General features: G+C 59.6%; 17 protein-coding genes. 8 read left to right on the top strand and 9 right to left on the bottom strand.

The annotated features are described in order from the left end of the window. Position 1: 1 nt before the first annotated feature. The 5 genes from QRN38_RS12935 to QRN38_RS12915 all read right to left on the bottom strand — a co-directional run bounded on the left by QRN38_RS12935 (position 2) and on the right by QRN38_RS12915 (position 4,411). Entirely contained in the window at positions 2-754 is a 753-nt protein-coding gene (locus QRN38_RS12935; RefSeq protein ID WP_057418137.1) for a GntR family transcriptional regulator, read from the bottom strand. A gap of 206 nt (positions 755-960) precedes the next feature. After that, entirely contained in the window at positions 961-1,446 is a 486-nt protein-coding gene (locus tag QRN38_RS12930) for a flavin reductase family protein (protein ID WP_003382778.1), read from the bottom strand. Positions 1,447-1,459: 13 nt separating this feature from the next. Continuing rightward, entirely contained in the window at positions 1,460-2,941 is a 1,482-nt protein-coding gene (locus QRN38_RS12925) for an aldehyde dehydrogenase (RefSeq protein ID WP_057418138.1), read from the bottom strand. Then, positions 2,938-3,786: an alpha/beta fold hydrolase gene (locus QRN38_RS12920; protein ID WP_007246008.1), complete on the bottom strand. Its 849-nt coding sequence runs from the start codon at positions 3,784-3,786 to the stop codon at positions 2,938-2,940. Before QRN38_RS12920 ends, QRN38_RS12925 begins: the two co-directional genes overlap by 4 nt. A gap of 34 nt (positions 3,787-3,820) precedes the next feature. Beyond that, a complete protein-coding gene (locus QRN38_RS12915) occupies positions 3,821-4,411 on the bottom strand; it encodes an amino acid synthesis family protein (protein WP_005762667.1) in 591 nt (196 codons plus the stop codon). A 286-nt stretch (positions 4,412-4,697) separates the two neighbouring features. Here QRN38_RS12915 and QRN38_RS12910 point away from each other — a divergent pair, with 286 nt between their 5' ends. The 5 genes from QRN38_RS12910 to QRN38_RS12895 all read left to right on the top strand — a co-directional run bounded on the left by QRN38_RS12910 (position 4,698) and on the right by QRN38_RS12895 (position 9,834). Beyond that, positions 4,698-5,837, top strand: a complete 1,140-nt coding sequence (locus QRN38_RS12910) for a glutathione-independent formaldehyde dehydrogenase (RefSeq protein WP_003382771.1) — start codon at positions 4,698-4,700, stop codon at positions 5,835-5,837. A gap of 94 nt (positions 5,838-5,931) precedes the next feature. Beyond that, positions 5,932-6,792, top strand: coding sequence for a glucose 1-dehydrogenase (locus tag QRN38_RS12905; protein WP_007246009.1), 861 nt, complete (start codon positions 5,932-5,934; stop codon positions 6,790-6,792). A 200-nt stretch (positions 6,793-6,992) separates the two neighbouring features. Further along, complete coding sequence (locus QRN38_RS12900; RefSeq protein WP_080269950.1) at positions 6,993-7,967, top strand: lytic transglycosylase domain-containing protein; 975 nt, start codon at positions 6,993-6,995, stop codon at positions 7,965-7,967. 284 nt (positions 7,968-8,251) lie between these two features. Continuing rightward, entirely contained in the window at positions 8,252-8,479 is a 228-nt protein-coding gene (locus tag QRN38_RS28025; RefSeq protein WP_225982993.1) for a low affinity iron permease family protein, read from the top strand. Then, on the top strand, positions 8,404-9,834 hold the full coding sequence (locus QRN38_RS12895) for an NAD-dependent succinate-semialdehyde dehydrogenase (RefSeq protein WP_057418139.1): 1,431 nt from the start codon (positions 8,404-8,406) through the stop codon (positions 9,832-9,834). Before QRN38_RS28025 ends, QRN38_RS12895 begins: the two co-directional genes overlap by 76 nt. A gap of 75 nt (positions 9,835-9,909) precedes the next feature. On the opposite strand, the gene pbpG is transcribed toward QRN38_RS12895, so the two are convergent. Then, positions 9,910-10,851 carry a D-alanyl-D-alanine endopeptidase gene (gene pbpG / locus QRN38_RS12890; RefSeq protein WP_010213291.1) on the bottom strand — a complete coding sequence of 314 codons (942 nt, stop codon included), beginning with the start codon at positions 10,849-10,851 and terminating at the stop codon, positions 9,910-9,912. Between the two features lie 260 nt (positions 10,852-11,111). Between pbpG and QRN38_RS12885 the strand changes: the two genes are divergently transcribed. Further along, positions 11,112-11,672 (top strand): hypothetical protein, encoded by a 561-nt coding sequence (locus tag QRN38_RS12885; protein ID WP_054091089.1) that lies wholly within the window; start codon positions 11,112-11,114, stop codon positions 11,670-11,672. A 102-nt stretch (positions 11,673-11,774) separates the two neighbouring features. Here QRN38_RS12885 and QRN38_RS12880 read toward each other — a convergent pair whose 3' ends face one another. Next, complete coding sequence (locus tag QRN38_RS12880) at positions 11,775-11,957, bottom strand: hypothetical protein (protein WP_005737770.1); 183 nt, start codon at positions 11,955-11,957, stop codon at positions 11,775-11,777. A gap of 172 nt (positions 11,958-12,129) precedes the next feature. After that, on the bottom strand, positions 12,130-12,486 hold the full coding sequence (locus QRN38_RS12875) for a hypothetical protein (RefSeq protein ID WP_003410180.1): 357 nt from the start codon (positions 12,484-12,486) through the stop codon (positions 12,130-12,132). Positions 12,487-12,687: 201 nt separating this feature from the next. On the opposite strand from QRN38_RS12875, the gene QRN38_RS12870 reads away from it, so the two are divergent. After that, on the top strand, positions 12,688-13,503 hold the full coding sequence (locus tag QRN38_RS12870) for a shikimate 5-dehydrogenase (RefSeq protein ID WP_005762648.1): 816 nt from the start codon (positions 12,688-12,690) through the stop codon (positions 13,501-13,503). A gap of 24 nt (positions 13,504-13,527) precedes the next feature. Here QRN38_RS12870 and QRN38_RS12865 read toward each other — a convergent pair whose 3' ends face one another. Further along, positions 13,528-14,193 carry a YceH family protein gene (locus QRN38_RS12865; RefSeq protein ID WP_057418140.1) on the bottom strand — a complete coding sequence of 222 codons (666 nt, stop codon included), beginning with the start codon at positions 14,191-14,193 and terminating at the stop codon, positions 13,528-13,530. Positions 14,194-14,348: 155 nt separating this feature from the next. On the opposite strand from QRN38_RS12865, the gene QRN38_RS12860 reads away from it, so the two are divergent. Then, a complete protein-coding gene (locus QRN38_RS12860; protein ID WP_005762644.1) occupies positions 14,349-14,858 on the top strand; it encodes a DUF1993 domain-containing protein in 510 nt (169 codons plus the stop codon). Positions 14,859-15,109: the final 251 nt, after the last annotated feature.

Here is a 15,109-nt window from a genome sequence, read left to right as displayed (position 1 = left end):
GTCAGCGACCTATGCGAGGTTCTTTGAGGACCACAGGCGCGACGATCTCGCGGACTTTGGTGCCTTCGTCCTGCTTGGATTTCAGGTATTCCAGCGCAACTTTGGCGGCGTTACGGACGTGATCGACCGACGCCTGATGCGCGGCCAGCGGATCGCCGCTCTTGATGGCGTCGACCATCAGTTCCATTTCCTTGTTACTCGCACCGCGGCGGTTTTCCTGGGAGACCGAGGTGGCGCGCAGGTAGCTGATGCGTGCCTGCAACTGACGTAGCTGGGTGGCGGCAACGTGGTTGCCCGAGCCCTCCAGCAATACGTCGTAGAAACCCTGCACCGAATCGATGACCTGCTGCAACTCGCCTTCCTTGAGCGATTGGCGATTCACTTCCAGCGCCTTTTCCAGCGCGCGGATGTCCTTGGGGCTGGCGCGCAGGGTGAACAACTGGACGATCAGGCCTTCCAGCACGCAGCGCAACTCGTAGATATCGCAGGCATCTTCCAGCGTAATGATGGCCACCCGTGGGCCTTTGGCGTCGGCGAACTCCACCAGCCCTTCGGACTCCAGATGGCGCAGTGCTTCGCGTACCGATGTACGGCTGACCCCAAGCCGGTCACACAGGTCCCGCTCGACCAGACGATCGCCCGGCAGCAGCTGGAAGTTCATGATCGCGCTGCGCAGCTTGTCCAGCACAATCTCCCGCAGGGTGACGGGGTTGCGGTTGACTTTGAAGGTGTCGTCGAGTGGCAGGCGTTTCATCGGGTGTGCTCGAAATGGGCTGTCAATGTAGAAGGCTGGCAATGTAGAAGGCTGGCAATGTAAAGAAGTGACCTTAAGCATAGCCTGAATCCTATCGGCAGTCCGCTGAGTACGCGGGCTGCTGCGTGCCCCGAAAGTTCAGACCCGGAGCGCGGCCGAGTTTATCACGCTCATGCCCGCAACCACCAAAAGCGCCCGATGCCGCCTCAGACGATCGGCGCCAGTGCCCCCATCTTGCCCCGGTGATAAATCATCGGTGTCACGGGAATGGCGGGCAAAATCAGGTTTTTCACCGCGCCGACGATGATCGCGTGATCGCCGCCGTCGTATTCGCGCCACAGTTCGCACTCGATGATAGCCGTTGCCTTGCCCAGCAGCGGGTTGCCCAGCTCGCTCAGGTGCCACTCGATGCCTTTGGTCTTGTCCTTGCCTTTGCTGGCGAACGCATAGGCTTCGACCTGCTGGTCGGCAGACAACAGGTGAATGGCAAACTTCTTGCTGTCACGCAGCACCGGGTAGGTGTCGGAGGCGTAATTGGGGCAGAACAGCACCAGCGCCGGGTCAATGGACAGCGCGCTGAAGGCACTGGCGGTGATACCGACCAGATTGCCTTCAGGGTCCAGCGTGGTGACTATCGTCACGCCCGACGGGAATGACGCCATGACTTCTTTATAGATACTGGGTTCGATCATCGCAGCGGCCTCGTTAACGCATGACAAATGGATCAGGCATGGGCGCCTGCGAAAGGTTGATCCACACCGTTTTCAGCTCGGTGTAGGCCAGCACGGAGTCTATCCCGCTCTCGCGGCCGTAGCCGCTATTTTTGAAACCACCGATGGGCGCCATCGCCGATACGGCGCGATAGGTGTTGACCCAGATGATCCCGGACCGAATATCCCGTGCCAGCCGGTGGGCGCGGCCCAGGTCGCGGGTCCAGATCCCGGCAGCCAGGCCGAACTGCGAGTCGTTGGCGATCGCCAGCGCCTCGGCTTCGTCCTTGAAACGGATCACAGAAGCGACCGGGCCGAACACTTCTTCCTGCATGATCTTCATCGAGTTGTGGTCGCACTCGAACAGCGTCGGCTCATAAAACCAGCCTTTGCTGTCCAGCTCGGGCCGTTTGCCGCCCAGCCGCAGGCGTGCGCCTTCGGCCAGCGCGTCGGCTACCAGGCTTTCTACCACCGCCAACTGCTGGGCAGTGGCCATCGGGCCCATTTCGGTGCTTTCATCCTGCGGGTTACCGATGCGGATACGGCTGGCGCGTTCAGCCAGACGCTCGACGAATTCATCGTAGATCTCGTCCTGCACCAGCAGCCTGGAGCCGGACACGCAGCTTTGCCCGGACGCCGCATAAATGCCAGCGACCGCGCCATTGATGGCGCTGTCCAGGTCGGCGTCGGCGAAAATGATATTGGGTGATTTGCCGCCCAGTTCCAGCGACAGTTTGGCGAAGTTTTCGGCGCTGCTGCGCACCACATGACGCGCCGTGGCTGCGCCGCCGGTGAAGGCAATCTTGCGCACCAGCGGGTGGCGGGTCAGGGCTGCGCCGGTGGTCGGTCCGTAGCCGGTGATGACGTTGACCACACCGGGCGCAATGCCGGCTTCAAGCGCCAGTCGCGCCAGTTCCAGCACGGTGGCCGACGCGTGTTCCGAAGGCTTGAGGACGATGGTATTGCCGGCAGCCAGTGCGGGTGCCAGCTTGATGGCGGTCAGGTACAGCGGGCTGTTCCAGGGGATGATCCCGGCAACCACGCCCATCGGCTCGTGCACCGTGTAGGCAAACAGGTCCGGCTTGTCGAGGGGCAGGGTGCCGCCTTCGAGTTTGTCAGCCAGCCCGGCGGTGTAATGAAAGAACTCTGGCAGGTAACTGACCTGGCCACGGGTTTCGCGAATCAGTTTGCCGTTGTCGCGGCTTTCCAGTTGCGCCAGGTGTTCCTTGTTCTCGGCGATCAGATCACCCAGCCTGCGCAGCAACTTGCCGCGTGCGGTGGCAGTCAGGCCTCGCCACTCCTGGCTTTCAAACGCTTTTTGCGCCGCCTGCACGGCGCGCTCGACATCCGCCTCACCCGCGTCGGGCAACTGCGCCCAGGGTTCGGCCAGTGCCGGGTTGAGGCTGTCGAAGGTGTTGCCGGACAGCGCATCGACCCACTGGCCGTCGATGCACATCTGAAAGCGGGTAAGGCTCATGCAACGCTCCCCTTTATCGAACTGTCGGCGGATGCCGGGTTGGCGAGGCCGATTTTTTCAAAGAACCCGAGTAACACCTGGTTGACCAGACGTGGCGACTCAACCGGCATCATATGACGTTGATCGGGCAATATCGCGACGTCTGCACCGCTAATACGCATGGCCAGCTCGCGAGCCATTCCCGGCGTGGAGCCAGGGTCGAGTTCACCAGTGGCGATCAGCGTCGGCGCGCGAATATCGCCCAAATCCTCTGCACGGTACATGTCTTGTGTGGCAAACAGCTTGTAGGTGGTCAGATAGCCCTGCGGATCATTGCTCGCCAGATTCTGCCTGATGGCGGCGATCTGTGCCGGGTTGGCCGCCTGGTATTCGTGGCTGAACCAGCGCGACAGCGCCTCGCCTGCGTTGGCGTCCGGGCCATGCTCGGCTGCCTGGCTGGTGCGTGCAATGACGCCCGCCCGCTGTTCCGGGCTGCGATTGAACACGCTATTGAGGATGACCAGCCCCGACAAAAGCTGAGGGAATTGCAGCGCGAACGCCCGCGCCACAAGCCCGCCCATCGAGAAGCCGACAACCGATGCCTGCGGCACGCCAAGGTGTGCCAGCAGTTCGCGCAATTGCTCGGCGTAGCCCGGCAGGCCGGTGTCCGGATCAGGCCGCGGGCTGGCGCCGTGGCCCAGCATGTCGTAGGCAATAACCCTATAACGCGGGGCCAGCCCGACGATCTGGCCGCCCCACATCTCTTTGTTCAGGCCCACCCCGTGAATCAACACCACGGGATGGCCTTGGCCGGTAGCCAGGTAGCTGGTACCTGCCGGGGTGCGCTCAGCGGTGAGCTGAATCATGGATCGCTCCTGCGCAGACGTTGAGAGGGGTGGGTTACTGAGCCTTTTCAGCGGCCAGTTCTTCCAGATCGATATAGCGATTGCCGATGCGCGGGTGCAGACGTCCGCCGTTGGCAGCGCCCAGGACGATGATGATTTCGTCGGCGCGTGGCGAATCTTCGATGTGCATTTCCAGGGTGATGTAGTGCGAGCGCAGGCCTTCATCGTCCTTGTGCATCATCGGCACCTGAATGGACGTGCCCGGACCGCCGCGTTTGTTGGTAAAGCTCAGGTAACTCTTGGCCTTCACCGCTTCACGGTAATGATTGCCGAAGCGCAGGGTGTGAATCACCGCCGAAGCGTGTTCGATCTCGCCGTCCGCACCGACCACTGCAGCCTTGCCATAGGCCTCAATGTTGTCTGCGCCGCCGATGGCATCGGTAAGGCGCTTGACCATCAATTCACCGAGGTCCGAACAGTTGGCGCGGATCTCCGGTTTCAGGTCTTCGACAAACCCGCGACCCAGCCACGGGTTCTTGATCACCACCGCCAGGCCAGTCATGGTGACCGGTTTGTCGGTGGCCTTGCCGCCTTCGATGAAGGTTTCTTCGGTGTAATTGACGATCTTGCGAATTTCAAAACTCATGACGACTCCCGGATCGATCACTGTTGTATTTCGTATGATGGTATACCATAAGATTGGGCATGCAAGCGCTTTATTTGCAGGTCTTGCCGCGCCTCTTCGCCTGGCTGCGCCGTCGCAAAACATAAGGCAATGACGACATTGCACTGACTGCGCCGACGACCACTCGTCAGGTCTAGGGGCAATCGCTTTGAACAGGGCTGCTCTCGTTTTGACAGACATTCAGTGAGTCATAAAAAGCTTCACTGAATTTTTCACTTCGCAAATTTACACGTCAGGAGAGCCCTACATGAAAGCCATCGTCTATAACGGTCCGCGCGACGTCAGTGTCAAAAACGTGCCGGATGCGAAGATAGAGAAGCCGACAGATGCTCTTGTCAGAGTGACGACCACCAATATCTGCGGCTCGGATCTGCACATGTACGAAGGTCGCACGTCATTCGAGACCGGACGTATTTTCGGTCATGAAAACATGGGCGAAGTTATCGAGGTCGGCGCAGGCGTGGACCGTGTCAAGGTTGGCGACCGGGTTTGCCTGCCATTCAATATTGGCTGCGGGTTCTGCGAAAACTGCGAAAAAGGCCTGACCGGTTACTGCCTGACCGCCAACCCCGGCAGCGCAGGTGCTGCCTACGGTTTCGCTGAAATGGGCAGCCACGAAGGCGGCCAGGCCGAACTGCTGCGCGTGCCTTACGCCGATTTCAACTGCCTGCTGTTGCCCGAAGACGCCGCCGAGCGTGAAGACGATTACGTCATGCTCTCGGATATTTTCCCTACCGGCTGGCACGCCACCGAGCTGGCGGGCCTGTTGCCCGGCGAAAGCGTCGCCATCTATGGCGCAGGCCCGGTCGGGCTAATGGCCGCCCACTCGGCAATGATCAAAGGCGCGTCGCAGGTATTTGTCGTGGACAACCACCCGGATCGCCTCGCGCTTGCAGCGAAGATGGGCGCCACTCCGATCAACTCGCTGGAGCAGGGCGCGGTTGACCAGATTCTCAATCTCACCGACGGCCGAGGTACCGACCGCGGCTGCGAATGCGTCGGTTATCAGTGCTGCGACCGGCACGGTCATGAAGCCAACCACGTCACCATGAACAACCTCGTGGCCTCGACCAAGGCCACTGGCGGGATCGGCGTCGTGGGCGTCTTTGTACCGCAGGATCCGGGCGCTCACAGCGACCTGGCGAAGGAAGGCAAGATGGCCTTCGACTTCGGCTCGTTCTGGTTCAAGGGCCAGCAGATCCGTACCGGTCAGGCCAACGTCAAGGCCTACAACCGTCGCCTGGCCGAGCTGATCCACCATGATCGCGCCAAGCCTTCGCAGATCATTTCCCATCGCCTGAAGCTAGAAGAAGGCCCGGCTGCCTACCAGCACTTCGATGCTCGTGACGATGGCTGGACCAAGGTCGTGCTCAAGCCAAACGGCTGATCGACCGCGCGCCTCTGGTGAGCCCTGTCGTGCTGGTAACGCCACCGACAGGGCTCGCTGACCGACCGAAAACCCTTTTCGAGGAGATACCCACATGAATGAAGACTATCCCAAACCGCCGTTTGCCAGTCAGCCCCAGAATGTACCTGGCGAGCAAGGCCGGATGGATCCGTACCCGGATTGCGGAGAAAAAAGCTACAAAGGCTCAGGACGTCTGCAAGGCAAGATCGCGCTGATCACCGGCGCTGACAGCGGCATCGGCCGCGCTGTCGCGATTGCCTTTGCCCGCGAAGGCGCGCAGGTTGCGATCTCGTACCTGAACGAGCACGAAGACGCTCAGGAAACCAAGCGCTGGGTTGAAGAGGCGGGCATGAGATGCCTGCTGCTGCCCGGTGACCTGGCGCACAAACAGCAGTGCGAAGACATCGTCAGCAAGACTGTCGCCGAGTTCGGCCACATTGACGTGCTGGTCAACAACGCTGCATTCCAGATGACCCATGAGGCGTTGGAAGACATCTCCGACGAAGAATGGGTCAAGACGTTCGATATCAACATCACTGCGATGTTTCGCATCTGCAAGGCCGCAGTCCCGCACATGCCGCGCGGCGGTTCGATCATTAACACCAGCTCGGTCAATTCCGACATGCCCAAGCCGACATTGCTGGCCTATGCCGCCACCAAAGGTGCAATTGCCAACTTCACCGGCGGCCTGGCGCAATTGCTCGGCGAGAAGGGCATCCGCGTCAACAGCGTGGCTCCCGGCCCGATCTGGACGCCGCTGATCCCTGCGACCATGACCGATGAAGACGTGAAAACCTTCGGCAGCGAGACACCCTTGGGTCGCCCCGGCCAGCCGGTCGAGGTTTCGCCGATTTATGTGCTGCTGGCCTCTGACGAAGCCAGCTACATCTCTGGTTCGCGCTATGGCGTGACGGGCGGCAAGCCTATTCTGTAGCAGCGAAAACGTCTGCGGTTGAAACGGTGCCTGAACAGGCATCGTTTTTTTGTCCCTGTCAGCAGCAGGTCCATTCTCCGGGGAACCGAGTCACTCAGTGAACCACTCAGTTGTGTTTGTCTTTATTTCGATTATGCCTCTGTCGCGCCACGGCACATTCCAGGAGGTATTGATCCATCACTTGAGTGAGGTAACTGGCTATGACCATGGGTGTTTCACCTATTCGTAACTCAAACTCCCTACCGATCGATTTTTCGTCGTTGAGCGCAAAGAGTGGCGGGCATAACGGGCTGGGCAGCGGAGACAATTCGACTATCGACCCGAGTACGTTGTTGTTCGGCAATCAAGGGCAGACGCAGGTCAATTTCGCTCCGCCCAACAGCACGGACTCCTCAACCAGCGGTGTGAACGCTGCGTCAGGTAATACGGCGTCCGGCCTGGTCGAGCAAATCATGAGCCTGCTGAAACAATTGATGCAGATGCTGATGCAAAACAACAATGCTTCCAGTAACCCTCAGACTGATTCGTCAACGCCAGGCGTCGGCAGTGGCAACAGCGTCGGGAGCGGCGGTACTGGAAGCAGTCTCGCAGGCAGTGACGGTGGCGACGAAACGTCCGGTGTCGGTAACGGCGGTTTAGGCGACGCGGGCAGCACGCCAACAACGAGCGCGGCCGATGGTGTGCCCTCGGATACTTCACTCACGGGTAGCGGTGGGCTGCATTTGCCTCAACAGCTTGAGCAGTATCGAGGCGACATTATGGACGCCGCCAAAGCCACCGGCGTGCCGCCCAGCGTGATCGCCGGGCAGATATGGGCTGAGTCGCGCGGTCAGTTGAATGCGGCCACCACCAACGTCAACGGCAAGGCCGATGCGGGCCTGATGCAGGTCAACGCAGACACGTTCAAGTCATTGCAGCAGCAAAACCCGGGGTTGCTGGGCAACGACGTCAACGATTCGCACACCAACATCATGGCGGGCGCGCTCTACCTGCGAGACCAGAACAAGGAGTTCGGCGACATGGGGGCAGCACTTCGCGCATACAACTCCGGGCCCGACAAGGTCAATAAAGCCGACCTCAGCGACACGGGAGGCGTGGGTGGCAGCAGCTACCCGGCGGACGTACTGAACTTCGCGAAAATCATCGAGAGTGGGCAGGGCAATTTACCCGCTTGATGCCTGTGTCGAACGGCCCGCGCAACGCGGACCGTTTTTAACTGCACAGGGCAGGGTGCACCTGACCGACAAAGCTGTCGATAACCTGAACGGGTGACGGACAGCAGGACATTTCAAGCCACGCGGGTGTCCATTCATGACTCCCGCGTTCAGGCACCCATTGATAAGCTTTTCAAGATTTGTCCGTCCACTTTTGAAGTGGAGGCAGCCCGGATACATTTGCTTGCGCCGTTGTGCTGAATTGTCTGTGGGCATTTACAGCCCTGTGATTTCACTGCAACGATATCTGGCAGTTCATTATCAATACCTCGACTACCATCACCACATCCCCTATAGCTTTCTTGATCCAGAACACGCAGAGCCGCTGTCGGGCCATGAACAAAAGGCCTGACCAGTCGGCTAATTCGTTTTCGTTCCACTACCTATGGAGATTTTCATGTATCCAGACGTACAGCTTTATATCGATGGCCAATGGCGCGCGAGCCGCGATGGTCGCTCCATTCCTGTTATAGACCCTGCTACCGGCCAGTCGCTGGGCAGCGTGGCGCATGCCGGTATCGCCGATCTTGATGAAGCACTCGCAGCAGCGGAGCGTGGCTTTGCCACCTGGCGCGCGACCTCGGCGTATGACCGTTACAAGCTGATGCAGAAAGCCGCCGATCTGGTTCGTGAGCGGGCGGACAGCATCGCCAGAATCATGACTCAGGAACAAGGCAAGCCGCTGGCTGAGGCGCGCATGGAAACCCTGTCGGCTGCTGACGTCATCGACTGGCTGGCTGAAGAGGGCCGTCGCAGCTATGGCCGTATCGTGCCGTCGCGTGGCGTGTCCATCGAGCAGAAGGTTATCAAGGAGCCCGTCGGCCCGGTTGCTGCGTTCACACCATGGAACTTCCCGATCAATCAGGTGGTGCGCAAGCTGTCTTCGGCGCTGGCAGCCGGTTGCTCGATCATCGTCAAAGCCCCGGAAGAAACTCCGGGGTCACCTGCCGAGCTGATTCGGGCGTTTGCCGATGCGGGCGTTCCGGCAGGCGTCATTGGTTTGGTGTATGGCGATCCGGCGGAAATTTCCGGCTACCTGATTGCGCACCCGGTTATTCGCAAAGTGACTTTTACCGGTTCTACGCCGGTCGGCAAACAACTCGCGGCATTGGCCGGCAAGCACATGAAGCGCGCCACCATGGAGCTGGGCGGGCATGCGCCAGCACTGGTGTTCGACGACGCCGACATTGACCTGGCGGCTCGCGTGCTGGCCACCGCCAAGTTCCGCAACGCCGGGCAGGTCTGCGTGTCGCCGACGCGTATTCTGGTGCAGCGCAAGGTGTTGCAGGCGTTTACCGAGAAATTCGTCGGCCTGACCCGTGAAATCAAGGTGGGCAACGGTCTGGAGTCGGGTACGACCATGGGCCCGGTGGCCAATGATCGACGTATCCCGGCGCTGGTTGATCTGATTGAAGACGCAGTCAGTGCTGGCGCGACCGTTTCTGCAGGTGGCAAGGCTGTCGAGGGACAGGGCTACTTCTTCGAGCCGACCGTACTCAGTGGCCTGACGCCAGCCATGCGCATCATGAACGAAGAACCGTTCGGGCCGGTTGCGCTACTGGTGCCGTTCGACACCGTGGAAGAAGCCATTGCCGAGTCCAACCGGGTGCCGTTCGGGCTGGCGTCCTACGCCTTCACGACCTCGATGAAGACCGCTCAGGCGCTGAGCACCTACATCGAAGCGGGCATGCTGTCGATCAACCACCAGGGCATCGGCTTGCCGGAAGTGCCGTTCGGCGGGATCAAGGATTCCGGCTACGGTTCCGAAGGCGGCACCGAGGCCATCGAGGCCTACCTGAACACCAAACTGGTCACTCAATACAGCTGAGTGCGGTTCGGTTAAAACAAAACGGTCGCGATGTGCAAGCATCGCGACCGTTTTTCGTTACCGCGTCAGGACTGATCAGTCCCTGGCCTGAATGCCGGTCTGCTTCATGACCAGATTCTTCTCTTTCTTGTACTGCAGCGCGACTTCCGGCGCTGGGCCGCTCTGGCCGGTTTCCATCCACTTGCGTATGCGGCTGGCATCGGCGAAGTGGGTGTATTTGCCGAAGGCGTCGAGAATCACCACAGATACCGGACGGTTGGCCATGCTCGTCAGCAACACCAGGCAATGACCCGCCTGATTGGTAAAGCCGGTCTTGGTCAGTTTGATGTCCCAGTTTTCCTTGCGCACCAGGTGGTCAGTGTTGCTGAAACCCAGGATGTAGGTCGGTTTACGAAACGTGACGGTTTTCTGTTCGGTGGTGCTCAGTTCGCTGAGCAGCGGGTATTTGCGGGCCGCCATCACCAGCTTGGTGAGGTCGCGCGCGGTCGACACGTTGTAGACCGACAGGCCGGTAGGTTCGACATAAGCGGTGTGTTTCATGCCCAATGCCTTGGCCTTGGCGTTCATGGCCAGAATGAACGCCGGATAACCACCGGGGTAACTGTGCGCCAGGCTGGCCGCCGCGCGGTTTTCCGACGACATCAGGGTGATCAGCAGCATGTCCCGGCGGTTCATTTCGCTGCCGAGTTTGACGCGTGAAAAGACGCCTTTCATTTCCGGCGTCTGGGAAATATTGACGGGAATGACTTCGTCCATCGATTGTTTGGCATCAAGGACAATCATCGCGGTCATTAACTTGGTGACCGAGGCAATCGGCACAATCACGTCAGGGTTGCTGGAATACAGGACCTTGTCGGTCTGCAAGTCGACGACCATTGCGCTGCCCGAGGCCAGGTGCAGGTTGGAAGGATCACGATTCAGAACAGCGGATTCGTTTGCCAGAGCGGTGGTGGAAAACGCCGGGCCGGTAAGTACACATAATAGGCCCAGAAGAGACAGACGAATTTTCAAGAGCAAGGCTCACTCGATAAAGTGTGGTAATGGAATGGATCGCGTCAAAACGCTGCATTTTATGAGCAGACTTTGATGCGTGTCGATGGGCGCTGTAGGGCGTTTCGTCAATAAGTGCGGGAATATGGATTTCGTTAAGTTGCGGTTAAGTAGCTTTCTGCTTTCACTGAGGCTAAAACCGCCCGGAAATTGAATAGTCGTGGTGTGAGACGCTCGCACCGATTAGCATTCCTGCCATTCTGGTCACCGATTCAAGGAGTCATGCAATGCTCAAGGGGTTTGTCAGCAAGGATTACGTGGTACTGGTGATCGTCGCTTCTCTGATTGTCGTGCTGTTGCTGGGCGTCGGCTTTACGTCCCGGCCGTCTGACTGGGCGGGCTGGATGCAGGCAATTGGTCTGATCGTCGGGTTGATGGCCGCCGTTGCCGTGCCAGCCATTCAGCGCAAGCAGGAAGCCGCCGTTGCGCGCAAGCAACTGCAGGACCGCGAAGTGGGCTACGCCCGGCGCATGCAATACCTGTGTGGTGAACTGAGCGAGCTGCAAGGGCGCATCAGCCTGAACCTGACTCATCTGCGCGCCAGTGACCGACACAGTCTGAAATATACCTTGCAGGACTATCTGCACCGTCTGTTCGAGTCCCATAAACAGGACCTGAACGATGACCGCGTGGTGCTCGCTCACGAGCTGCGCCAGGTGGCCAATGACCTGATTGATGAACTCGACAGCGGCCGCACTGACCGCGTGGTGTTCATGGCCCTGGAAAAGCGCTTGCAGAAACTGACCCACCGGTGTCAGGTCAATGCGGCCATGGCTGAGCGTGGCTGAACGCGATATCGCACAGAACAGCAAATCACAGCGCAAAAAAAACCCGCATCAACAGAGGCGGGCAAGGGGATGTGCGGAGCAACGCACGAAGTTCGGGAACATTCAGCTGTTGAGGGTGTGCGGCTGCATCTGCCTGGACAGCGCCTCGGCAACCGGCAACGATGCCAGCGGGCCGCTGACCGGCTCGCCATCCTGAATCAGGTACCAGCAGGCCAACAGGCCCCGTGCTCTGAGCGTGGCGGGAACTGCGCTACCGACGACGGACATGATGTGTACCTTGGTCATAACTGCCTCCTCAATCATGCCGCTACTGTAAGGGGCAATGAGGCCAGGCAGAAATCGACGCTCTCAATAGTCGTCATTGATAACAACAGCGGTTGCCTGCCTTGCATGCGCAGGCAATGGTGTGCGCACAGCCATAAAAAAACCCGCCTGAAGGGGCGGGTTTTTTGTTCCGTTACCAGCGACCGCGTGGCGGGCCGTAGTAATAGCCGGGGCCTGGAGGCGGGCCATAGCGATGGTAGTAGCCTGGCGGTGGCGGTGGCGGGTAGCGCTCGACCACCTGATAAACCGGGGCCGGCTGATAGTAGACAGGCGGCGGCGCGTAGTAGACCGGCTGCTGCTGTACATAAACCGGCTCGCGCTCGACGTACACCGTCCTGTCGCGGCCTGAAGATACCGCCGCCCCGACAACGGCAGCGCCTACGATAGCACCTACCACGGCAGGGCCACCCCAGCCACGGTCAGCATTCGCCTGGCCAGCAAGGGCCAGGGCACCTACAAACAAGGCGATCTTGGGGATTTGACGAATCATGACTGTTCCTCGCTCTCAACCCGTTGTCGCGCGCCTGCATCACTCTCAAGCACTGCCACGGGATAACACTATGACATCGAAATTGTAAGAATCTGCGAAAGTGCTGAGTAAATTTTATGTAAGGTGCTCAACAGGGCGCTTGCAATGCGTAGCTTACGCTTCTGTGGAAGATTCAAGCCATTACCGTCTGGAGGAATTTACATGCCCGTTATCGCCAACAGGGATACGCAGCTGTGTATGTCGATGGCCGCACGTCCCGGAAACTTCGGCGTACGTTTTCATAATCACCTTTTTCAGCAGTTGGACCTCAACTTCTATTACAAGACATTTTCGCCCAATGACCTGACGGCAGCTGTTGCCGGTATACGCTCACTGGGAATACGCGGCAGCGCGGTGTCGATGCCGTTCAAGGAAGCCTGCATCGAGCTGGTCGACGAGCTGGACGTATCAGCGGCCGCGATCCAGTCGATCAATACCATCGTCAATACCGACGGGCACTTGAAGGCGTTCAACACGGACTACATTGCCGTGGCGCAACTGATGGAAAGCCATGCCGTGCCACACAGCGCATTTGCCCTGCGCGGCAGCGGCGGAATGGCCAAAGCGGTGGCGTTTGCCCTGCGCGATGCAGGTTTCACCGACGGGTTGATCGTGGCGCGTAACCAGCAGGCCGGGCAGCGCCTGGCAGAGGCGTGTGGTTTTCGCTGGCAGGCTGACCTGGGAAGCGCGCGCCCACCGTTGCTGGTCAATGTCACGCCGCTGGGTATGCAAGGCCCGCAGGGCGATGAGCTGGCGTTTGATATGCAGGCAATCGAAGCCGCTGACACGATTTTCGATGTGGTCGCCACGCCCGCCGATACACCGTTGATTCAGGCTGCACGTCGTCTGGGCAAGCGGCTCGTGAGCGGCGATGAGGTGGCCGCTATCCAGGCGCTTGAGCAGTTCGTGCTGTACACCGGCATTCGCCCGACCGATGAGCAGTATCAGCAGGCGGTGGCATTTGCCCGCGCCGGCTAGTCTCGGGGTGAGCCAGGCATCAGCTTATTCCAGTCTGGCCAGCCGCTCTTCGAGTGCTACGATGCGCGCTTCCAGCTCATCCAGACGCTGAGTGGCAGCAGGGCTTGCCGCGTTGCCGCGCTCCGGCGCTTGCTGGCGGGCGGCAAGAAGGTCCTGCAGGTCCTCAGGGTCACCGATCAGGTGCATATAGCGGTCTTCGCGCTGGCCGGACTGACGCGGCACCAGCGTTGCCAGGCCTCTGGCGATCAAGCGCTCCAGTTGATGAACGACCTGCTCGCTGTCCTCGAAATCGTGCATGCGATTGCTGCGGGTCAGCAGTTCACTGACTGTTTGCGGGCCACGCAGCAGCAACAGGCCGGTCAGTATCACCTGCGCAGGCACCAGTTCCAGGCCCTTGTCGACCTTGTGTTCCCAGCGATCAGCGCGACTGCCCATCACCAGGCGTGTCAGGCCACGGCCTTCCAGCGCGCGCAGGCTCTGGCCGACCTGACCCTGGGTGAGGTTCATGACCGGGTCGCGGCTGGTCTTCTGGTTGCAGGCGATGACCAGTGCATTGAGGGTCAGGGGATAGGTTTCCGGGTTGGTCGCCTGTTTCTCGATCAGGCAGCCCAGAATGCGCACTTCGGTGCTGTTGAGCTGCAACGCTTCGGCATTCGGGGTGGTTGGGGTGGCGGACGATTCGATGGACATGACGCTTTTCTGAGTAATGACGGTGGATCAGCGTAGGGTCTGGCAGGGATTATTGCCAGCGTGCGCTGCACTCATCTGCGCGGCTGCAGAAAAGTGTCACGGTGTTCTGCGCCGGGTGGGTCTATAATCGCGTCTTTCTCACATCAGGATATGTCATGTCTATCTCCCTGTACGCCGCTTCCGTTCCTGTCTTCCAGCAAATGCTCAATGCGCTGAGTGACGTTCTGACCAAGGCCGAAGCCTACGCGACCGAGAAGAAAATCCAGCCGCCGGCTCTGTTGCAGGCGCGCCTGTTCCCGGACATGCTGCCGTTCACTCGTCAGGTCCAGATTGCCGTCGATTTCGCCAAGGGTGCTTCGGCCCGTCTGGCAGGCGTCGAGATCCCGCAATACGACGACACGGAAACCACCTTCGCCGAATTGCAGGCATTGCTCGCCAAAACGCTCGCGTTCATCGGCAGCATCACGCCCGAGCAAGTCGATGGCAAGGAAAGCATCGAAATCGTTCTGCGCCCTGGTACTGAAAAGGAAAAACGCCTGAACGGTCAGGCTTACCTGCTCAGCTATGCCTTGCCGCAGTTCTTCTTCCATGTCACCACGGCCTACGACCTGCTACGCCACAACGGCGTCGAAATCGGCAAACGTGACTTCATGGGCAAGTTCTAAAGTCCACCCGTCTTGTGGGAGCGACCGGGGCGGCGCTCCGCACTCTCGCGAAGGAGCTGGTGCAGGCCATGAGTATGGGGCATTTCGGCCATTGCCTTCGCGAGCAAGCTCGCTCCCACAAAGACCGTACTTGTTGATCAGGATACGAGCCCGGTCTTTCGGGCTCTTTGGCATTTGTGCATAGTGAAAAGCGCTAGCCCCCCGCTTTAATCCCTCGCAGGTTGCGCCGTCATCGCAGCCTGTATCGTTGT

The organism is Pseudomonas sp. CFBP2511, assembly GCF_030209255.1.
GTDB lineage: Bacteria > Pseudomonadota > Gammaproteobacteria > Pseudomonadales > Pseudomonadaceae > Aquipseudomonas > Aquipseudomonas avellanae.
The sequence above is the reverse complement of the archived record's forward strand: the minus strand, read 5'-3'. Positions and strand labels throughout refer to the sequence as shown.